The sequence below is a fragment of the Luteithermobacter gelatinilyticus genome, assembly GCF_005849285.1.
GTDB classification, from domain to species: Bacteria; Pseudomonadota; Alphaproteobacteria; order Sphingomonadales; family Emcibacteraceae; genus Luteithermobacter; species Luteithermobacter gelatinilyticus.
The window spans coordinates 2,322,302-2,343,342 of the sequence record NZ_CP040517.1; the positions used below are offsets into that span (position 1 = coordinate 2,322,302).

The following is a 21,041-nucleotide window of genomic DNA, read 5'->3' on the forward strand; positions in this document are numbered from 1 at the left end:
TCCTTCATTCAGACTATCAAGAAGCAGCGTCACCAACGCTTAAATATATACTGATTATATAGGCAACATGAAGGGCCTTGTCTAATGCTCTGTCACAAAAAGGTCAAGATCGCAGTATTCTTCCCCTCCCCCACTGCCCCGGGCTTGTTCCATTGGCGATTCTCCTGTACAAGAAGCCTTCGATACGCCCGAGGAATAACTTTAAGGCAAACAGGACATGAGTGACCAACAGCTTCCCGCCTTTGGCAGCATAAAAATCGGCACCGTCAACTGGTACGGGGTGTGGACCCTTTATGGGAAAGAAGTCTGGCGCTTTTGCAAGGTTCTGGGACAGACGGTTCTGGCGCCTGTGGTGACCACATTTCTGTTTATGACCATTTTCACCCTGGCCTTGGGCGGCGGCACCCGGGTCAGCGGGGATATTTCCTATCCGCTGTTTCTCGCCCCGGGGCTGATTATCATGTCGGTGCTGCAAAATGCCTTTGCCAATCCCTCGTCTTCCCTGATGTCCGCCAAGATGCAGGGAAACATTGTGGACATCCTGCTCGCGCCGCTGGGCCCGGGGGAGATTGCCGTCGCCTATATGTTGGGCGGTGTGACCCGGGGTCTGCTGGTGGGGGTGATCCTCACGCTGGCCATGTTCCTGTTTGTACGTCTGCCGTTCAGCCATGTCTGGGCCATGCTGTATTTTGGGATCGGCACCGCCATGTTGTTGTCACTGCTGGGTATTATTGCCGGCATCTGGGCGGAAAAATTTGAACAGTCCGCAGCCATCAACAATTTTATTATCGTGCCGCTATCCTTTCTGTCCGGTACGTTTTATTCCATCGACCGGTTGCCGGGGATCTGGCATGATCTCAGCCATATCAATCCCTTTTTCTATATGATTGATGGTTTCCGTTACGGCATGATCGGACGGGCGGATGCAGATCCGCTGATTGGCATGTTGTACTTGGCAGGCTTGAATCTGTTTCTTTGGATTGTCACATACCGTATGCTGAAATCCGGGTATAATCTGCGCCCCTGAATTTCCGCATTGAATTTTCGCGTTAAGTCTCCGCGTTATGTCTCCGTATTTCTGGGGACAACCGGCCGAACACAATAGTTTCTATTGACAGGCCCTGGAGTTCCAGGGATATTTCGCGGTTCCGGCATCCGGTTTCCGCGGCCCCAACGACATTGATAAATCGAGATTAAGGTAATGATTAAAAACAGCAAAAACGATAACACGGAAGAAAGCCTTGTTCCGCCTGTCCTGCCGACCTATGCCCGTGCAAATGTCGCTTTTGTCCGCGGTGAAGGCGTCTATGCCTATGACCGGGAGGGCAACCGCTATCTCGATTTCGGCAGCGGTATTGGCGTGAACAATCTGGGTTACTGTCATCCGGCGTTGGTGGCTGCGCTCACCGACCAGGCTAGCAAGATCTGGCATACCTCCAATCTCTACCGTATTGAAGGCCAGGAGCGCCTGGCGGAACGTCTGGTGACGGAAAGCTTCGCCGACAGCATGTTTTTTACCAACTCAGGGGCCGAAGCTCTGGAATGCGCCATTAAAATGACGCGTAAATATTTTTATGACAAAGGCGAAGCGGACCGCAACCGTATCATCACCTTTGAAGGCTGTTTTCACGGCCGGACCATTGCCACGATCTCGGCCGCAGGTTCGGAAAAACTGGTCAAGGGATTTGGTCCCTTACTTGACGGTTTTGACCATCTGCCGTTCTACAAGGATATGAACAAGGTGGAAAAGGCCGTGACCGAAGAAACCGCCGCCATTCTGATTGAACCGGTTCAGGGCGAAGGCGGCATTCGCCCGGTCAGCCCCGAAAACCTTCAAAAACTGCGCGATATTGCCGACAAACATGGTCTGCTGCTGATCTTTGACGAAGTCCAGTGCGGTATGGGCCGGACCGGCAAGTTGTTCGCCCATCAATGGAGCGATGTAACCCCCGATATTCTGGCCACGGCCAAGGGCATTGGCGGCGGTTTCCCGCTGGGCGCGTGTCTGGCCCGGGATCATGTGGCGCAATGTATGACGGCCGGGAGCCATGGCTCCACCTATGGCGGCAATCCGCTGGCCATGGCGGTGGGAAATGCGGTGCTTGACGTGCTGCTGGCGGAAGGGTTTCTGGAGCATGTTGACAGCATGTCCTATGAACTGAGAAAATCCCTGGTCAAGCTTGGCGCCACCTATCCCGATGTCATTGAGCTGGTGCGGGGCATGGGCCTGATGCTTGGCTTGAAACTGAAGGTGCCGGTTCCGGATTTCGTGGCCGAGGCGCTTAACAACAAATTGATGGTAATCGGCGCCGCAGACAATACCGTCCGGCTGTTGCCGCCGCTGATTATTACCGAGGAGCATATTGAAGAAGCCCTGGCAAAACTGGAGAAAACCTGTCAGACCCTGAACAAGGCACTGGCCGCCGCCCGGCAGGCGACGGAAACAGAGGACTAAAATGGGTACATTCAAACTGAATCCCCCCCAACGGCATTTCCTGGACCTGGCCTCCTTAACCCCTGAGGAAGCCCGGGAAATCATTGACAAGGGCAAAGCCCTGAAACAGGCCGTCACAGGAAGCGGAAAGGGGTTTGTGCACCCCGACCGGCCGCTGGCGGATAAAAGCCTGGCCATGATTTTTGAAAAACCTTCCACCCGGACCCGGGTCTCCTTTGAAATGGCAATACATCAGTTGGGAGGATCTGCCGTGATTCTGCAGGGCCAGGACATGCAATTGGGCCGTGGAGAAACCGTTTCTGACACGGCGCAGGTGCTCTCGGGGTTTGTGGACGCCATCATGCTCCGGGCCAACAGCCATGAGGCGCTGCTGGAAATGGCCGAACATGCCCGTGTCCCGGTGATTAATGCGTTGACGAATTTTTCCCACCCCTGTCAGGTCATGGCCGATATTCTCACTTTTGAGGAACATCTGGGCGCCATCGGGGGGCGCAAGATCGCCTGGTCCGGAGACGGCAATAATGTGGCCACCTCGTGGATCCACGCCGCCGTTCTGTTTGACTGTGAACTGGCGCTGGCCTGCCCGAAAGAATTCATGCCTCCTGCCCATGTCCTGGACTGGGCCCGGGACAAGGGCGGCAGGGTGACACTCACCCATGACCCGCAGGAAGCGGTCCGGAACAGCGACTGCGTGATCACCGATACCTGGGTGTCCATGGGCGATACAGATGCAGAACAGCGCCTTAAAATCCTCGCCCCCTATCAGGTCAACAAACAGCTCATGCGTGAGGCCCGCAAGGAGGCCATCTTCATGCATTGCCTGCCGGCCCATCGCGGTGAGGAAGTCACTGACGAAGTGATTGATGGCCCCCAATCGGTGATCTGGGACGAGGCAGAAAACCGGCTGCATATTCAAAAGAGCATCCTGATGTGGTGTTTTGGCAAATAGGATTGAAAGCTGCTGTGACCATGACGGACCAGATCACTCTTTCTTACCGCGATATATGCCTGCCCTTCAGCCTGGAAAACCGGGACATCAAAGGACGCATTGTCCGGCTGGATCACACCCTTGACCAGGTATTGAAAACCCATGCCTATGCCGAGCCGGTCAGCACTCTTCTGGGGGAGGTTATGCTGCTGTCCACCCTTCTCGGCAGTATGATGAAATATGACGGCATCCTGACCATTCAGATCAAAACGGAAGGGGCTATCCGTTTCCTGGTTAGCGATTTTGCCACCGACGGAACAACGGATGGCGGCGTGATCCGGGGGTATGCCCAATATGACGCCGACGCCGTCGCCCAGGCTTCACAGGAGGAACGGAACGCTCCCATACGACTGTTGGGTGGGGGATATATGGCCATCACCCTGGATCAGGGACGGTATATGGACCGGTATCAGGGAATTGTCCATCTTAAGGGGGAGAGCCTGGCTGAAGCCGCCGAAGAATATTTCCAGACCTCCGAACAATTGCGCTCTCATGTCAAAGTCGTCTGCCGCAAGGAGGCCAGCGGCCAATGGCGCGGCGCAGCCATCATCATTCAGCATCTGGCCCGCAGCAGCGAACAGGACCGTCACAGGGAACTGGAACAGGAAAAGCTGGATGAAGATTGGCGCAATGCCTCAACGCTTCTCGCCAGCCTGACTGAGGCGGAAATGCTCAATCCCGACCTCTCACTGCAGGAAATCCTGTTCCGGCTGTATCATGAGGGCGGAGTGAGGGTCTATGAGCCGGTCGGTGTGCGCAACGGCTGTCGCTGTTCCGAGGACAAACTGCGTCAGGTCCTCAGTAATTTCAGCCGCGAAGACCTGGAACATATGGCCCAGAACGGTATCATCACCATGGATTGTGAGTTCTGCAAAACCAGCCATCAGTTCGAGCTGAACAAGCTGATCAATTAGAGTGAAGTGAATGGGAATGAGATCGAGGCCAGAGTAAATTGCGCCACCCTATGCACAATTTACTCTAGAGTGAATTGTGAATAGGTTGGCTCAATTCTGTTGGCGGATTGCGGCCCGCTTCACGCGGAAGACGGCGCCGGGCGATGCGGGGCATCGGGCCAGGCGTCTGACAAGGTGAGCGGCCCCAAGCCGCCAACCCGAAGGGCCGGGCCGATCTGGTCCAGTTCCGGCGGGGTTTGGCTGGGCCGTACCGCCAGTATGGCCTGCGCCAAACCCCTGGCTCCTGAACCAGACCTGACCGGCAGAATGGGTCAACCTATGCACAATTCACTCTAGTCCTCCAGCCATCGGGTAAAGCTTTCCCCCGGCGGCCGTTCAGCCGGCGGCAGCGGACGGACCGGATGCCCCAGATACATGAACCCCACGATCTGCGTCCCTTCTTCAAACCCCAGAAGATGACGCATCCGGTCATTATAGGCAAAGGATCCGGTGCGCCAGATACAGCCCAGCCCCAATTCCTCTGCCGCCAGTAGGATATTCTGGCAGGCAACCGAAGCCGACGCTACATTTTCCGCCATCAGCGCCTTGGGATGGTCGGAGCGGGCGGCCGCCACCACGATGATTACCGGCGCACGAAATGGTTTAGCCGCCAGGGTTTCCATTTTCTGCCGGACCTCGGGGCTGTCGGGATTATCCTGTTCCGCCGCAAAACATTGCGCCATATAGCTGCCCAGGCGCGCCCGCCCCTCTCCCCGGATCACCAGAAACCGCCAGGGGTTCGTGTTGTAATGTACCGGCGTACAGACCGCGGCATCGAGGATCCGTTCAATCAGTTCCTTTGAAACGTCACGCTCTTGCACAAAGGGATTGCTGCGCCTTGTTCTGATGGCGGTAATGACAGACATACACTTTTCCTGTTCTTAATCTGAACTTTTCTCACAAACCACGTCCTGAAGGCGTTTCAAAAACGCATCACAGGCGTCGAGTTGGGCCTGGTCAATATATTCATCCGGCCGGTGTGCCTGCAAGATACTGCCTGGGCCGCAGACCACGGTCGGCACCGCGGCGGTTTTCTGGAAGGCCCCCGCTTCGGTGCCATAAGAAACCGCCGATACGCTGTTCTGTTCCGCCAGCGCCAGCACCAGACTTTCCGCCGGCGACCCTGTTTCCGGCAACAGCGGCAGAACATTAGCGATCTGTTCGGTCTGAACCGCTTCCGGAGTACCGCCTTCCGCCCTCATTTTCGGCAGAATTTCATCTTCCACAAATTCCTGGAAGCGGGTCAGAATTTCGTCCGGGTCGCTCCCCGGGACGGGACGATATTCCCATTCGAATTCACAATGGGCCGGGGTAATGTTGGCGGCTTCCCCCCCGCGAATAGTGCCCACCTGCACGGTGGTATAGGGCGGATCGAATCCTTCAGATGGGGCTGGACGGGTTTTCATCTCTTCCCTTAGGCGGTTGAGATATGAAATCAGTTCCGCGGCATAATAGATGCTGTTGAGTCCCCGATCCGTGCTGGAATGAGCTTCCCGGCCCTGGATACGGGTTTTCATATATCTGATGCCCTTATGGGCGTTGACCACCTTCATGTCGGTGGGTTCACCGACAATACAGGCCCGAGGCCGCGGGGACATATCCCGGATCATATCCAAAAGACTGCTCACTCCGGTGCACCCCACCTCCTCATCATAGGAAAAGGCCAGGTGAACAGGCTCTTTCAGTCCCCGCCGCAGGAAATCCGGGACGGCCGCAAGACAGCAGGCAATAAACCCTTTCATATCGCTGCTGCCGCGCCCATAAAGACGCCCGCCCCGTTTGGTCAGTTCAAAAGGCGGGGTTGTCCAATCCTGCCCCGTTACCGGCACCACATCGGTATGACCCGACAGGATGATCCCCCCCTGATCCGCCGGGCCGAGTGTGGCAAACAGATTGGCTTTATTTTGCGCTTCATTGAACAAGAGTCGCGAAGGGACGCCATATCCAGCCAGATAGCGTTGCACAAAACGGATCAGATCCAGATTGGACTTCCAGCTTGTGGTATCAAAGGCAACAAGCCGGGCAAGAAGCTCACAGGAGGTATATTTGTCCATATTGGTTTCAGCCCCTGTTTGGGAAGTTGTTGACTGCCTGATATACATAACAGACTTGTTCCCAGATACAATCTGTTCCTAGATACAATGGGTCTCTCTTTCATCAGTTTCGCCAGAATTGCGGCATGAACAGTACCATGACGGCAAACAGTTCAAGGCGGCCGATCAGCATGGCGAAGGTCAGAAACCATTTCGCCACATCCGGCAGATTCTGAAAATTGCCCGCCGGCCCGATCAGGGCCCCCACCCCCGGGCCCACATTAGCCAGCGCCGTCCCCACGCCGGAAGCCGCGGTCGTAAAATTCACGCCCGTCAAGGTGACGCCAAAGGTCAACACCACAAAACTGACAATAAAGATAAACAGATATGAGGCAACAGAGCCGGCCACTTCGGAGGAAATAGGTTTGCCGTTGAATTTCGGTATATAAATGCCGTTGGGCCGTAACATACGCTTCAGCGAAGTCACTGTGCTGGCGAAAAAAACCTGGAACCGAAAGACCTTGATACCGCAGGAGGTGGACCCGGTACATCCACCGATAAACATGATAAAAAAGAACAACGGCGTGGCCACTGGTCCCCACAAGGTATAGTCGGTGGTCGAAAAGCCCGTTCCGGTAATCACCGAAATCACATTGAAAGTAGTGTATCTGAGCGCCTGCGCCATATCATATCTGCCGTCCAGCCAAAGCCATAGCGACAGGGAAATAATCAGTACAGCAAACAGCGCCAGCAACATACGCACCTGGGAGTCCTGGAACAATATGCCCGTCTCCCCCCGGATCATCTGCAAATACAAAAGAAACGGCAGACTGCCCACCACCATAAAAAAGGAAATCAGATAATCAATCAGCATGCTGTCGAAATACCCCACGGACCCGTCCGAGGTGGAAAATCCGCCGGTGGCCACCGTGGTAAAGGCATGACAGACGGCCTCAAAAGGCGTCATGCCTGCAAGCCACAAGCTGATACCGCAAAACAGAGTGATGGCGATATAAAGAATGGACAGCACCATGGATAACTGGGTGGCCCGGGGAATTTCGCTGCCCATGGTGTCAAAGGCCTCCACCTTAAAAAGCTGCATCCCCCCCACCTGCAGATAGGGCAAGATCGCCACCCCCATGACCACAATGCCCACACCGCCAAACCATTGCAGAATGCTGCGCCACAGCAACAAGCCCGGTGGCGCCCCGTCGAGTCCCGTAATGACCGTCGAGCCGGTGGTGGTAATGCCCGACATGGCCTCAAAAAATGCATCCGTGAAGCTTAAGGACAGTTCGGAATAAATGAAGGGTAAGGCCCCACAGGCCGGCAGGATAATCCAGGTCACCACTGTCAGCAGAAAAGCCTGCTGAATACTCAACCCTTTCTGTTTGGTGCTGTTGCTGAGAAAAAGCAGGCTGCCCAGAAACAACACCAGTCCGGAAGTAACCGCAAAAACCTGCCAGTCGGGATTGCCGACGGCTGCATCCACCAGAGCCGGGAACAACATCCCTACACCGAGGATCAACAGAAACAGACCGTTGATTTGCAAAATAGGCCTGAAATCAATCAAGCCGGCCCCTCCCTTGTCAACCCGGGCCTGAAGCCCCTCTACTCTTTACCCGCCATAGGGCGAAAACTGCCCCACGACAGAGAGGAATTCCTTGCGGGTTTTTTCATCCTCGCGAAAAGCCCCGACCATACGGCTGGTCACCATGGACACCCCGTGTTTATGCACCCCGCGTGTGGTCATACATTGATGAGCCGCCTGGATGATAACACCAACCCCATAGGGCTCCAAGACATCTTGTATGCAATCTGCGATCTGAGCCGTCATTTTTTCCTGCACCTGAAGCCGCTTGGCGTAGGTTTGCACTACCCGCGCCAACTTGCTGATGCCAACCACCTTGTTCCGGGGCAGATAGCCCACATGGGCCTTGCCGATAATCGGCGCCATATGATGTTCACAATGGGATTCGAAGGGGATATCCCGCAACACCACCATTTCGTCATACCCTGCCACTTCCTCAAAGGTGCGGGACAGAATATCACGCGGGTCTTCCTCATAGCCCCGGAAAAATTCCTGATAGGCCTCCACCACCCGACGGGGCGTATCTTTCAATCCTTCGCGGGACGGGTCATCCCCGGCCCATCTCAGTAAGGTGCGCACGGCTTCTTCCGCTTCGGCCCGGGAAGGCTTGCGAAAGCCCTGTTCCTTATGTGACGTCACTAATTTACTCCTTCTTACCCTGAAACCCTGAATATTGCGTGTCCTGGTGTTACCACCCCCTTAACCGGGCGCGGATCAGTTGATCATCAGATTGCTGTGGGGACTGTCCAGGGAGAAGGCCGGCACCTCCACATTGAAATGAGTCCCGTCCTTTTTGCGCATCTGGAAACTGCCCACCATGATCCCCGACGGCGTTTTCAGGGGCGCCCCGCTGGTATATTCAAACACCTCACCGGGACCCAGCACTGGCTGTTCCCCGACCACGCCTTCTCCGCGCACTTCATGAACCTGCCCCAACGCGTCAGTGATGACCCAGTGACGGCTTTCCAGCTGCACTGTTTCCGCGCCAAGATTTTCGATCTGAATCTGATAGCCCCAGAAATACCTGTTTTCTTCCGGATTGGACTCATCTTCCAGATAAAAGGGCTGGACCGACACGCTGATCTGCCGGGTCACGGCCCTGTAGGTGTTGCCGGTGTCATCCATCTGGTTTACTCCGCAATGCCTGCTTGGGCCGCAGCCTGCAGCAGGTCTTCCATCAAATCCTCTACATGTTCCAATCCGACGGACAGACGCAACATGCCTTCGGTGATCCCCATTTGCAGGCGCGCTTCTTCCGCCACACTGGCATGGGTGGTGCTCGCCGGATGGGTCATCAAACTTTTGGCATCCCCGATATTATTGGAGATATCAATAATTTTCAGACTGTTCAGAAATTTGAACGCCTGTTCCCGCCCGCCAGGCACTTCAACGCATAAAATCGTCCCGCCGCGGCTCATCTGTTTCATGGCCAGCTCATGTTGGGCAAAATCCTTACGCCCCGGATAACTGACCCGCACGAACCCCTTCATATCGGCCAGCATATCGGCAAGACGCGCCGCATTGTCGCACATGCGATGAATCCGCAACTCCAGGGTCTCAAGCCCCTTGAGCATCACCCAGGCATTAAACGGGCTGATATTGGGGCCCGTGTTGCGCAAGAACGGCAGAAGCTGTTCTTCAAGAAGCTGTTCGGAAGACAGGATACAGCCGCCCAAACATCGTCCCTGCCCATCAATATGTTTAGTGGCGGAATACACCACAATATCAGCACCATAAGCCATGGGTTTCTGCAACACCGGCGTGGCAAAAACATTGTCCACCACCACCAGCGCCCCATGATCATGGGCCAGGTCACAAACAAACTGAAGGTCCACCACATCCAGTGTCGGATTGGCCGGTGTTTCCAGGAACACCGCCGCCGTCTCCGGCCGCATGGCCGCCTTCCAGGCTTCGACATCCCTGCCATCCACCAGCGTCACCTCCACGCCAAAACGAGGCAGAAGGGTTTCCACCACATAACGACACGACCCGAACAGCGCCCGGCTGGACACCACATGATCGCCGGCCTTGAGAATGGCCAACAAGGCAGCCGTCACCGCGGCCATACCAGTGGCTGTAGCGCGAGCCACTTCCGCCCCCTCGATTAGCGCCATACGGTCCTCGAACATGGCAGCTGTGGGATTCCGCAGACGGGAATAGGTATAACCGTCTTGTTCTCCGGCAAAACGCGCGGCGGCATCCTCGGCGCAGTCATAGGCATACCCGGAGGTCATGAACATGGCTTCGCTGGTCTCCCCCATTTCGCTGCGCCAGGTTCCCCCCCGCACCAGCCGCGTTTCCAGCCGCCAACTTGACGTTGCCTCTTTATCCTGCCCGGTATGCCTTTTCATGACCTATAATCCCAGAGTTTCTCAAAGGGTTTTTCAAAGGGTTTCTCGAAGAGTTTTTCGACCAGCTCTCCTCCGGTCAACCTTCCTTAAGTCTCAATTCAAACTTGGTATCGGGTAAATGCGGCAGCGTCAAGACAAGCCTGTAAAAATCCGGGCAGGTCGTGTCTCAGCCGCTACAAGATGCCCCGCCCAGAACACAGAAGCGGGCACAATGCGGATGGTTGAGCGCCACGGTTTTTTTCATATCCCCCAGGCATTCGCCCATCTCGAAAGCCTTGTCATACGCCAAAAGTGTGCAGGGCATGAGCACTGGACGCGCCGCTCCCCGGCGTTTGACCACCATGCGCGATGTGGCACACATCATATCTTCCGGCGCCACATTGAGAATCTCCCAGCATGCCGTGGTAATTTCGGGAACATCAGCCGTCTCATCCATTTCCGGAAACAGAACCAGCTCTGTCGGGTCCGAAGCTGTCAGGGAAATTCCCAGTTGGTCAAACAGGTGCTGATAGCCGATCCGCAGCCGGGCTTCCGACTCATGGGCAAAAGTACGGCCCGCAACACTAAAATTAAACCCGTTTTCGGCCAACCATTGAAGCCCGCGTACCATGGGCGCCCAGCTTCCCGTCCCTCGTTCCCGTTCATGCACAGCCGGATCATAATGATCCACAGACACCCTGAGACGCAGCGCCGGACCGTATTTTTTCTTCAAGGCCAAAAGCCCCACAGTCTTGTGCTGCATCGGTTTCATGGCGTTGGTCAGCACCAGAACCCTGAATTCGCGCTGCAAACAGTCTTCCAGCATTTCCATAATATCCGGGTTCATGAACGGTTCGCCGCCGGTGAAGCCAATGTCACGAACCGGCCAGCCCTCGCGGTGGACTTCCTCAAGATAGTCCCGCACCTCCTCTGCCGAAATATAGGACAAGCGGTCATTGGTCGGTGAAGACTCAATGTAACAATGACCACATTCCAGGTTACATAATGTACCTGTATTGAACCACAGAACTTCTAGTTTTTTAAGGTCTACCCGCGCCCGCGGCGCGCCAGTGGTAGTTACATGGGGATCGGAAAATTTTTTCTTTTGTGGGATTATGGCATCCATACTGTCCTCGTTACCCTTTAGTTGTTCCAAGCCCTTTGCTCATTCCCGCATCTTATACCCGTATTTTATCAACTTGCCAGCCGGGGATGAATCAACTTGTCGTGAAAGTCATCTGCCTTATGATCGCCTTATCATGAAAAGGTCACAAAAAGGTGAGAGACTTCTTTTTGCTTGATCCAACTCAATGATTTTTCTCCCGGCAATGACAAGATATCATCATGACAGATATTTTCCCCTCCCCAACAAAACCCGCGGACGGCCGTTATACGGAGATCATCGCCCGCACCCACACCATTCCGCCCCGGGTTACGGCAATTGTGCATCCGGTAGACGCCCCTTCGCTTCAGGGGGCGCTGGATGCAGCGCGGGAAGGCATGCTGATTCCCCTTCTGGTGGGACCGGAAGCCAAAATCAAGGCCGCGGCGGAAGCAATACACCAGGACATTTCGGGGTATGACCTGATCAACGTGCCTCACTCTCACGCAGCGGCGGAACGGGCGGTTGAGCTTGTGCGGGAAGGCCGGGCGGTGGCACTGATGAAAGGGGCCTTGCATACGGACGAACTGATTTCCGCCGTACTGCACAAGGAAAAAGGACTCAGGACCGAACGCCGGCTCAGCCATATTTTTGTCATGGATGTACCACGCTATCACAAGCTGTTGTTTATTTCCGACGCCGCCATCAATATTTATCCGGACCTGACCGTCAAGAAAGACATCGTGCAAAATACCATCGACCTTGCACAGGCCCTGGGGATCGAAACCCCCAAAGTGGCCATTCTGTCAGCGGTTGAAACCATCAACCCCAAGATTACCTCTACCGTTGACGCGGCAGCTTTATGCAAAATGTCGGACCGAAACCAGATCACGGGCGGCATCCTTGACGGACCGTTGGCCTTTGACAATGCCATCTCCCTCAGCGCCGCCAGGACCAAGGGAATCAAATCCGAAGTGGCCGGCGATGCGGATGTGTTGATCGTGCCGGACCTTGAAGCCGGCAACATGCTGGCCAAGCAACTTGAATATCTCGCCGGGGCCGAGGCCGCCGGCATCGTGCTGGGGGCCAAAGTGCCCATCATTCTCACCAGCCGCGCCGACAGCGCCCACTCCCGTCTGTGTTCCTGCGCCGTCGCACAGCTTCTTGTCAGCCATCGGGAAAAAACGGGATCTCCCCTATGACGCCCCGCCAGAACGCCATTCTCGTCTTCAACGCCGGATCTTCCAGCATCAAGGCCGCCTTGTATGGTTTGTCGGAAGATCGGCACGCGCCCCTTGAGCTCATCAGCCGCTTTCATCTGTCGGGGCTCAGAGGCCCGCATCCGCAAATCCGACTTACCGACGCCCAGGAAAAGGTTCTGCTGGAACGCTCCTTGCCCGCCTCCTGCGATCATGAAACCGGCGCTCAAACCGTTTTGGAACGATTACTGAAAGACGGGCAGATCAATCTTCTGGCCGTCGGCCACAGGGTTGTGCACGGCGGCAGCACATATACCGCTCCCGTGCTCATCACCGATGATGTTTTAAGGGATCTTTCCACATTTATCCGGCTTGCGCCCCAACATCAGCCCCACAATCTGCGGGCCATCCGCCTGATCCAGGAAATGCTGCCGACCCTGCCCCAGATAGCCTGTTTCGATACCGCCTTTCACAGCAGCATGCCCGACATGGCCACGCTTGTGCCCTTGCCCCGGGACATCCGGAACAAGGGGGTGCGCAATTACGGTTTTCACGGCCTGTCTTATGAATATATCGCCGGGCGGTTGCCGCAATTACGCAAAGACGGGCGCATATATGGACGATGTATCGTCGCCCATATGGGGCATGGGGTCAGCATGTGTGCCCTGAAAGACGGCAAAAGCATCGCCACAAGTATGGGATTTACGGCACTGGCGGGATTGCCCATGGGATTTCGTTCCGGCACTGTGGATCCCGGCATTCTGCTTTACCTTCTGGAAGAAGAGGGGCTCTCCGTGGCCGAACTCAAGGACCTTTTATACCATAAATCAGGGCTTTACGGCCTGTCAGGCGTGAGCGATGACGTACGGGACCTGTTACGGAAGGACAGCCCCGATACCCGGCGGGCGCTCGACTATTTCGCTTACCGCATAAACCGGGAAATCGGCTCGCTTACGGCCGCTTTGGGCGGGCTGGACGCACTGGTTTTTACCGCCGGCATCGGAGAAAATTCCCCGGAAATCCGCCGCCAGGTCTGTGCGCTTGCCGCCTGGCTCGATATTCGCCTTGATGAGGGGAAGAATGCCCAAAATGCCGCGCTGATCAGCACCCCCGACAGCCCGGTCGAAGTCTGGGTCATCCCGACCAATGAGGAAGTGATGATCGCCCGGCATACCATCGCCCTGCTCCCCTGATCCTCGCCCTCCCGACAGCGTTATCATGATACCCCTGTCCTGGTCTCACTAACATGTGATGACACCCCCCTAATCTTGCCTTGACTCTGGAGTATACTTCAGAGTCCAGAATTGAGATCAGACATCGGATTCTGATACCGATCACAAGAGGCAACCATGTTCATAGGCGATCTGGCGAAAAAAACAGGGATTAGCATTGATACGATCCGCTACTATGAGAAGGCCGGATTGATCTTCCCGGTTTCTGTATGCAAATCCGGATACCGTGAATTCGACGACACGGCGGCAGAAACATTGCGCTTTATCACGCGGGCCAAACAGCTTGGCTTTTCACTCCGGGAGATTCGCGACCTGCTTGCCCTGAAAAAGACCCCTGAGACAACCTGCAAACAGGTCAAAGCACGCGCCGAACAAAAACGCGCTGAAATCATCCACAAAATACAAAGCCTCCAGGAAATGAAAAAAGAACTGGACGCCCTTGTCCACGCCTGCCGGGGAGATGAGTCCGGGCTGGAGGCCTGCTCTATTGTAAAAACGTTAGAAGGAAAGGAGCAATAAACTGCGACAGTATGGGCTAAATCTGATGTTTATATTTGTGCTGCTTGCAGCCGACAAAGCCGCGGCGGCGCCGATCACCTTCAACACAGCTCTGCCGATCAGCAAGGGCGAAATCATTTTTCGTGAACAGCTCATCTATGGCCGTGCAAAGGAGGGCGGACGCGAGATGACACGGCTGACCTTCCTGTCGGTGGCGGCCTATGGCGTCACTCCAGATCTGGCCCTCTTCGCCGTGTTGCCCGTCCTCCGAAACAAATTGAGCATGCCGGGGCTTGAACGACAGGCCACGGGCCTTGGGGACATGCGCCTGTTTAGCCGATATACCATTTACCGGCGGGATTTCCGGGGCGGCACCTTCCGCTTTGCCCCCTTTGCTGGGCTTGAACTGCCGACCGGAGAACATCAGGAACGAGATGAGCGGGGGCTACTGCCCCCTGCTCTCCAGGCTGGTTCGGGAAGCTGGGATATTGTTTTTGGTCTTATCGGCACCTATGCCACGGTGGATTTTAACCTGGATGCTCAGGTCTCCTGGCAAGAGAACCGCAAAGCCGGCGGCATTGAGACCGGTGATGTTTTCAGGACAGACGTTTCAGTTCAATACAGACTTTATCCGCAGGAAATCGGAGACGGCGAAATAACGGGTTTTCTTTATGGCGTGCTGGAAGCCAGTCTGGTTCATGAAGGCAAAAACCGCACTGCAAATCTGCCTGATCCCAATTCGGGCGGGACAAAACTGTTTATCTCTCCTGGCCTACAATATGCGGCAACACGCTGTATTGCCGAGGCAACTGTGCAGCTTCCCGTACTCCAGAACTTAAATGGTGCAAACCTGAAACAGGACTATGTCTTGCGCGCGGGCTTCAGGATCAATTTCTAAAGGACGGGGCAAAGATCATGAAAAGATATTTATGGTTATTGGTTTTTTTGGCACTAGGAACAGAGACAGCGCTGGCGGAAGAGGTGCAATATATCCTGCATATCGACGGAATCACCTGCCCTTTCTGCGTGGCAAGCTCGGCGAAAGCCCTTAAAAAGATCGAGGGCGTCAAGGATATCAGATCAGACTTGAAGGCGGGCACGATTACGGTATGCGCCGATGCCCGAAAGGTTGCCTTTACGGACGAGCAGCTTACGGCGCTCTTCAGGGAAAAAGGATTTACCTACCGGGGTATGGAAAGAGCTGAACAATGCCAGCCTCTGTAAGACGACACTCCATTATCACGTGCCCCTTATGCGGCTTCTCCCGGGAAGAAACCATGCCGCTCAATGCCTGCTGGTATTTTTATGACTGCTCGAAATGCGGCGGCTTGATCAAGCCGAAGACCGGCGACTGTTGCGTGTTCTGTTCCTATGGAACAGTGCCCTGCCCGCCCGTTCAGGCAAAACGGGGGTGTTGTCATGGATAATATCAGAAAGCCAAAACAATGGGGATGGCTTGTTCTGTTCACTTCCACCGCAACGCTGGTCTGCTGCGTCATCCCCATTCTTCTCGTCAGCCTGGGCCTGGGTGCCGTCGCCGCAACCCTTTATGCAACACTGCCTATACTCACCTTTTTAGGGCTTCATAAGGCCTGGGTTTTTATCCTGACGGCCGCTATCCTGGCTTTGGCCGGCTGGGCCCTTTACCGGCCCGGCTGGCGCTGTCCGGCTGATCCCGTACAGGCCCGGGCCTGCCTGACCACGCGAAAATGGAACATTCGCTTGTTTTGGTTATCTTTGCTGATTTGGGGCGTGAGCTTCTTGGCGGCCTATCTTCTTCTCCCCCTCACCACATGGCTTGGCATATAGAGATATAGGTTTCTGACAATTATACAAAGATGCCCCTATACAGATGCCTCCCGAAACAGACAAACATGCTTACAAAGCCGCCGCCTGATTTTTTTTGTGGCGGGCGGGGAAAAATTGGTTTACATCATTGGAAAAGCCGGGGGAGAAACCTTCACTCATGTCACAGATTATTCGACAGAAAAGCCTGCTCAGCGGCCTGATGCCCCGCCTTAACCGGGCCGTCAGCCTGATGCTGTTCCTGTCGATATTCTTCAACATCGTCATGACGGTTTCGGCGGCCCGAGCTGCGCCGCTCAGCCAGATTGACGGTTCATCGACCCTGGCCACAGGCGGCACTTTCTATTTGTGTTCCCCTTACGGCCTGAAATCCGTCACGCTTGATGAAAACGGCAACCCGGTGGATCATGATATCGCCTCCACCGTATTCTGCGTCTTCTGCCTGCCGTTCAACAAAACGGATCTGACACCGCCGGCGATGGCACACGTGCCTCTCGCCCCCGCCCCTGTCACCGCGCCTTCATATCCCATATCCGACGCCACGCCTTTGCCGGTCGCCTTGGTTGCTGTCCCCCCGGCCCGCGCCCCCCCAATCTTTTTCCTCTAAGTCCATATTTCTCAAACCCAAATGCACCAGCCATCTTCCCAAGAGGAAGGGTAGCGTTCGCGTGTTTCAAAGACCATTTCGAGGAAAAACAAAGTAATGAGTTCTTATACAAAGTTCACCACCACACAAGCGGCCTCGCTCGCCTCCTGCCTGGCCCTGATGCCTTTTATGGCCACAGCCCAGACCACCGTGATCACCGAGGGGGGAAAACAGCACACCATGATGGAGGAAGTCACGGTCACCGGCCAAATGACCGACACCCCCACCCTGTATATTGCGATCCCCAAGGATTCCGGCCTGATATCCCCCGCCGATGGCGGCGATTTTCTGCGCACGCTGCCCGGGGTCACCGGCAGCCGTATGGGCGGACACGGCATAGACCCCGTCATCCGCGGGCAGACGGCCAACCAGCTCAACATCATCAATAACGGCGCCTATATTTACAATGGATGCCCGAACCGGATGGACCCGCCGTCCTCCTATGCGGATATTCTGACCACCGACCGGGTGATTGTGCAGCGCGGCTATCAGTCCGTGCAACATGGGCCCGGCGGCAGCGGTGGTACCGTGATCTTTGAACATCAGCCGCCCGAATTCGACACCGGCGAGACTTTCAAGGCCGGCCTGGCGGCAGGCTATGAAAGCAACGGCGACAATGTCTTCACCGCCGCCGACCTGGCCGGCAAGATGGGCAAGGGCTATGTGCGCGCCACAGGGCACTTCCGGGATGCCGGCAATTATGAAGACGGCAACGGTGATGAAGTGCGCTCCTCTTTTACCCAGTATGGCGGCGCCATCGAGGCCGGTTTCAAAAACGAAACAACCGAAGCCAGCCTGGGACTCGATTATGAAAAACTTGAGGACGTGCTGTTTCCCGGCGCGGGCATGGACAGCCCCTCTTCCGAAAGCTATACCCTCCGCGGCAAACTGCGTCATGAACTGGCCGGCGGTGGCAGCCTCAAGGCCCTGGAGGCCAGCGCCTATTACTCCGACGTGGATCACCTGATGGATAACTTCTCTTTGCGCGACCGGACAATGATGTTCCGCGCCTCGCCGTCGCAGGCCAAAACCACGGGCGGCAAGATCGTTGCCAACCTTGTCCTCGGCCAGTCGGAACTGGATCTGGGGGTTGATCTGCAAAACGCCAACCATGACGGCCAGCGCCTTGGCAATGACATGACCCCGGACATGCTGAATTTTGTCCAGTCCGTCCTGCTGCCGGACACCACGGTGCGCCAGATCGGTTTTTTTGCCGAGAATGTCGCGCCCATGGCGGACCGGATGCGTCTTAAAACAGGGCTGCGGCTTGATATTGTGGATGCCTCCCTCGACAAGGCTGATGAGGTCACCACCATGAGCATGAGGCGCGCGCCCAATGACCTATACATCAAATATTACGGCCACGCGGCCGAAGACCAGACGGAACATAACCTGGGCGGTCTTGTGCGCCTGGAATATGACGCCACCGACGACAGCACTTTTTTCCTGGGCCTAAGCCGCAGCGTCCGCACCGCCAGCGCCACCGAACGCAGCATCGCCAGCGACATGGGCAATGCGCCCGCCATGAATATGAGCTGGGTCGGCAACCCCTTTCTGGAACCGGAAAAACACTATCAGATTGACCTTGGATACGGCATCCGCAAAACGGATTGGCAGCTATTGATTTCCGCCTATTACGACAAGGTGGATGATTATATTTTCCGCGATCACGCCCGCGCTCAGGCCGGCATCCTGGTCAGCGACGGCGCGACCATCTATCGTAATATTGATGCGGAACTGATGGGGCTGGAAATCGAGGGTCACGCCAAACTGAGCAAGCACTGGCATGTGAGCGCCGATGCCGCCTGGAGTTATGGCCAGAATGAAGATCTAGACATTCCCCTACCGCAGATTCCGCCGTTGCAGGGACAAATGACACTGACTTATGAACAGGCTGATTGGCAACTGGGCGGGCGTCTGCGGGCGGCCACCAAACAGACCCGGATTGACGATAATCCCATGACCGGCAGCGGTCGGGATACGGGTGAAACCCCGGGCTATGTCACCGTCGATCTATTCGGTCGCTACGCCATACAGAAGAATGTGACGCTGAAAGCCGGAATTTCCAACCTTTTTGACAAGACTTATGCCGATCATCTGAATCGGGAAAATCTGGATACGGGGGCTGCCGTCCAGGTTAATGAACCGGGCCGCTCCGCCTATATCCGGTTTGAAGTAAAACTCTGAATTATTGATTCTGAATCATTGGGCAACTGCGTTTGGGGAAGGGCCTTCGAGCTCTTCCCTCTTTTTTTTGAGATTTGAGTTTTGCGGATTGATGACCGTGTCATCTGTCATGTTTTCCCCCGTCCGTCGCTCCCGCGCAAGCGGGAGCCCAGAGTCTTTAGTCTACCAGAGTCTTTATTCTAAGAGTCCTCCCGGACAAGCCGGGCGGAACGTCTTTGGTGAAGGGCTGGATTGCCGCCTGCGCGGCAATGACGGGCATAGGAGAGGCATCATTGCGAACCCGCCCCAAATTTTTTTTTGGGGGGGGCGGCGATCCACAGGGTTCATGTATTGCACCGCCACTTTAATGGACCCTTCATCCTCCGGCGAATAAATTTCTCTGATGCCTGTCCCGTTCCTCTCGCCATACTGCCTCGAATAACGCCAGTTCCACCATATCGCGTGGTTCACCGTCAATGACATAATGCTCCTTTCGCAAACCCTCCTGGATGAAACCAAACCGTTCATGAAGCCGGATCACCCCGACATTGCTGGTCAATACCTCACAGCAGAGCTTATTCAGCCTCAGCCGGTCAAAGGCATGATTCAGCGCCAGAAATTCCATGACCGGTCCGCACCCTTTCGGGGCGTCGCTCTCCCCGAGATAAAAGGCCCAATCGGCCCGCCTGTGCGTTACCTGTATGTCATAAAACCCCACCACGCCCATCGGGCGCCCCTGATACAGAAAAATATGATATTCCTTGTCCGGCGCCGCCATCATTCCTGCAAACCAGCGCTCATGTTCTTTCGTTGAAATGATATGGTTTGTATACATATGACGGCGCACATGATCCCGGTTACGCCAGTCCAAAATCCGCTCTTTGTCGCTTTCCTCGACAGGACGCAGGACATAATCCGCATAATTCAAATTCAAAGCCATCCAGCGCCCCCTTATTCTTCATGCGTTAACACATCATGCCGCAGCGGGGTTCCCCTGCTCACATCCCGAACAAAACGCTGCCCCATCACCCGGTCCAGTTCCTTGGGCGCAAGACCGAAACCGGGGCGGATGCTGCGGACATTTTCCGGCGTAACCCTCTCCCCTGCCTTCACATCCCTGACCACATAAAGCGAACGGCGGAATTTGATATTGCCCTTTTCACTTTCAGCCCGCTCAAACCGGCCATGACCCAAAGCCTGCCAGGCGGTGAAACTGTCGCGGCACAGGGCCTTCAGGGCGTCTGGCTCCAGAGAGAAACTATCATCCGGTCCGCCGCCATCACGGTCCAGCGTCACGTGTTTTTCGATTACACAGGCCCCCAAGGCCACCGCCGCTATGGCGGTTACATTGTCAATGGTATGATCTGACAGACCCACCGGCACCTCAAAGGTCTGACGCAACCGTAAAATAGCGTTCAGATTATAATCGGCGGCCGGAGCCGGATAGCCGCTGATGCAATGCAGCAGCACCAGTTCTTCACACCCCCCTTCCGCCGCCGCGGCAATGGCTTCGGCAATTTCCGTTTCACTGGCCAGACCGGTAGAGATAATCAGCGGTTTGCCCGTCTGCGCCACCCGCCGGATCAGCGGCAGATCAATGGCTTCGAAAGAGGCGATCTTATAGGCTGGCGTCCCCAGATCTTCCAGAAGATCCACCGCGGTCTCGTCAAAGGGAGAACTGAAAATGGTGATGCCCAGGTCCCGGGCCTTGTCAAACAGGGGGGTGTGCCAGTCCCAAGGCATATGCGCGTCCGTATAAAGCTCATACAGGGTTCTGCCGTCCCACAGCCCGCCGCGAATCCGAAACTCTTCCGTATCACAATCCAGAGTGATGGTATCGGGCCGATAAGTCTGCAATTTGACTGCATGGGCCCCGGCCTCTTTGGCCGCCTCCATGATTGCCATGGCCCGCCCCAGGTCTCCGTTATGATTGGCGGACAGTTCGGCAATAATGTAAGGAGGATGGCCAGGGCCGATCTTCCGGCCGTCAATGGTCACTGTCTTGAGAAAAGCCTGTCCCGTCATTTTATTTCGCCTGTTTG

23 protein-coding genes are annotated in these 21,041 nt (G+C 55.6%); 13 read left to right on the forward strand and 10 right to left on the reverse strand.

Annotation, left to right across the window (positions count from 1 at the left end; translation table 11 throughout):
• The first annotated feature begins 217 nt into the window (after window positions 1–217).
• The 4 genes from FE788_RS10380 (at window position 218) to FE788_RS10395 (ending at window position 4,357) form a co-directional block, all read left to right on the forward strand.
• Entirely contained in the window at window positions 218–1,027 is an 810-nt protein-coding gene (locus FE788_RS10380) for an ABC transporter permease (RefSeq protein WP_138380575.1), read from the forward strand.
• A 174-nt stretch (window positions 1,028–1,201) separates the two neighbouring features.
• On the forward strand, window positions 1,202–2,455 hold the full coding sequence (locus FE788_RS10385) for an aspartate aminotransferase family protein (protein ID WP_138380576.1): 1,254 nt from the start codon (window positions 1,202–1,204) through the stop codon (window positions 2,453–2,455).
• A 1-nt stretch (window position 2,456) separates the two neighbouring features.
• Window positions 2,457–3,404 carry an ornithine carbamoyltransferase gene (gene argF / locus FE788_RS10390; protein WP_138380577.1) on the forward strand — a complete coding sequence of 316 codons (948 nt, stop codon included), beginning with the start codon at window positions 2,457–2,459 and terminating at the stop codon, window positions 3,402–3,404.
• Window positions 3,405–3,424: 20 nt separating this feature from the next.
• Entirely contained in the window at window positions 3,425–4,357 is a 933-nt protein-coding gene (locus FE788_RS10395) for an Hsp33 family molecular chaperone HslO (RefSeq protein WP_246058012.1), read from the forward strand.
• A gap of 119 nt (window positions 4,358–4,476) precedes the next feature.
• Here FE788_RS10395 and FE788_RS14105 read toward each other — a convergent pair whose 3' ends face one another.
• From FE788_RS14105 to FE788_RS10430, 8 genes are all read right to left on the reverse strand, one after another.
• Window positions 4,477–4,629: a hypothetical protein gene (locus FE788_RS14105; RefSeq protein ID WP_168190261.1), complete on the reverse strand. Its 153-nt coding sequence runs from the start codon at window positions 4,627–4,629 to the stop codon at window positions 4,477–4,479.
• Between the two features lie 60 nt (window positions 4,630–4,689).
• Window positions 4,690–5,262, reverse strand: a complete 573-nt coding sequence (locus FE788_RS10400; protein WP_138380579.1) for a nitroreductase family protein — start codon at window positions 5,260–5,262, stop codon at window positions 4,690–4,692.
• A gap of 15 nt (window positions 5,263–5,277) precedes the next feature.
• Window positions 5,278–6,450, reverse strand: coding sequence for an acetylornithine deacetylase (gene argE / locus FE788_RS10405; protein WP_138380580.1), 1,173 nt, complete (start codon window positions 6,448–6,450; stop codon window positions 5,278–5,280).
• Between the two features lie 103 nt (window positions 6,451–6,553).
• Window positions 6,554–8,002, reverse strand: a complete 1,449-nt coding sequence (locus tag FE788_RS10410; protein WP_210413897.1) for a TrkH family potassium uptake protein — start codon at window positions 8,000–8,002, stop codon at window positions 6,554–6,556.
• 45 nt (window positions 8,003–8,047) lie between these two features.
• Window positions 8,048–8,659 (reverse strand): GTP cyclohydrolase I FolE, encoded by a 612-nt coding sequence (folE, locus tag FE788_RS10415; RefSeq protein WP_138380581.1) that lies wholly within the window; start codon window positions 8,657–8,659, stop codon window positions 8,048–8,050.
• Between the two features lie 75 nt (window positions 8,660–8,734).
• Window positions 8,735–9,145 (reverse strand): Co2+/Mg2+ efflux protein ApaG, encoded by a 411-nt coding sequence (gene apaG, locus FE788_RS10420; protein ID WP_138380582.1) that lies wholly within the window; start codon window positions 9,143–9,145, stop codon window positions 8,735–8,737.
• A gap of 5 nt (window positions 9,146–9,150) precedes the next feature.
• Window positions 9,151–10,371, reverse strand: coding sequence for an O-succinylhomoserine sulfhydrylase (gene metZ, locus FE788_RS10425; protein WP_138380583.1), 1,221 nt, complete (start codon window positions 10,369–10,371; stop codon window positions 9,151–9,153).
• A gap of 166 nt (window positions 10,372–10,537) precedes the next feature.
• On the reverse strand, window positions 10,538–11,476 hold the full coding sequence (locus tag FE788_RS10430) for a radical SAM protein (RefSeq protein ID WP_138380584.1): 939 nt from the start codon (window positions 11,474–11,476) through the stop codon (window positions 10,538–10,540).
• Window positions 11,477–11,694: 218 nt separating this feature from the next.
• Between FE788_RS10430 and FE788_RS10435 the strand changes: the two genes are divergently transcribed.
• From FE788_RS10435 to FE788_RS10475, 9 genes are all read left to right on the forward strand, one after another.
• Window positions 11,695–12,654, forward strand: a complete 960-nt coding sequence (locus tag FE788_RS10435; RefSeq protein ID WP_138380585.1) for a bifunctional enoyl-CoA hydratase/phosphate acetyltransferase — start codon at window positions 11,695–11,697, stop codon at window positions 12,652–12,654.
• Entirely contained in the window at window positions 12,651–13,844 is a 1,194-nt protein-coding gene (locus FE788_RS10440; RefSeq protein WP_138380586.1) for an acetate/propionate family kinase, read from the forward strand. Before FE788_RS10435 ends, FE788_RS10440 begins: the two co-directional genes overlap by 4 nt.
• A gap of 156 nt (window positions 13,845–14,000) precedes the next feature.
• Window positions 14,001–14,402: a MerR family DNA-binding protein gene (locus tag FE788_RS10445; RefSeq protein WP_138380587.1), complete on the forward strand. Its 402-nt coding sequence runs from the start codon at window positions 14,001–14,003 to the stop codon at window positions 14,400–14,402.
• Window positions 14,403–14,427: 25 nt separating this feature from the next.
• The gene (locus FE788_RS10450) at window positions 14,428–15,279 is read left to right on the forward strand and encodes a transporter (RefSeq protein ID WP_138380588.1); all 852 of its coding nucleotides are present in this window, start codon (window positions 14,428–14,430) and stop codon (window positions 15,277–15,279) included.
• Window positions 15,280–15,296: 17 nt separating this feature from the next.
• Window positions 15,297–15,605: a heavy-metal-associated domain-containing protein gene (locus tag FE788_RS10455; protein ID WP_138380589.1), complete on the forward strand. Its 309-nt coding sequence runs from the start codon at window positions 15,297–15,299 to the stop codon at window positions 15,603–15,605.
• Window positions 15,590–15,808, forward strand: a complete 219-nt coding sequence (locus tag FE788_RS14340) for a GDCCVxC domain-containing (seleno)protein (protein WP_138380590.1) — start codon at window positions 15,590–15,592, stop codon at window positions 15,806–15,808. The genes FE788_RS10455 and FE788_RS14340 overlap by 16 nt, the downstream gene beginning before the upstream one ends.
• On the forward strand, window positions 15,801–16,190 hold the full coding sequence (locus tag FE788_RS10465; RefSeq protein WP_138380591.1) for a hypothetical protein: 390 nt from the start codon (window positions 15,801–15,803) through the stop codon (window positions 16,188–16,190). Before FE788_RS14340 ends, FE788_RS10465 begins: the two co-directional genes overlap by 8 nt.
• Window positions 16,191–16,347: 157 nt before the next feature.
• Complete coding sequence (locus tag FE788_RS10470) at window positions 16,348–16,794, forward strand: DUF2946 family protein (protein ID WP_138380592.1); 447 nt, start codon at window positions 16,348–16,350, stop codon at window positions 16,792–16,794.
• 96 nt (window positions 16,795–16,890) lie between these two features.
• Window positions 16,891–19,020, forward strand: a complete 2,130-nt coding sequence (locus FE788_RS10475; protein WP_138380593.1) for a TonB-dependent copper receptor — start codon at window positions 16,891–16,893, stop codon at window positions 19,018–19,020.
• Window positions 19,021–19,375: 355 nt separating this feature from the next.
• Here FE788_RS10475 and pseH read toward each other — a convergent pair whose 3' ends face one another.
• On the reverse strand, window positions 19,376–19,939 hold the full coding sequence (gene pseH / locus FE788_RS10480) for a UDP-4-amino-4,6-dideoxy-N-acetyl-beta-L-altrosamine N-acetyltransferase (RefSeq protein WP_138380594.1): 564 nt from the start codon (window positions 19,937–19,939) through the stop codon (window positions 19,376–19,378).
• Window positions 19,940–19,950: 11 nt separating this feature from the next.
• Window positions 19,951–21,024 carry a pseudaminic acid synthase gene (gene pseI, locus FE788_RS10485; RefSeq protein WP_138380595.1) on the reverse strand — a complete coding sequence of 358 codons (1,074 nt, stop codon included), beginning with the start codon at window positions 21,022–21,024 and terminating at the stop codon, window positions 19,951–19,953.
• Between the last annotated feature and the right edge of the window lie 17 nt (window positions 21,025–21,041).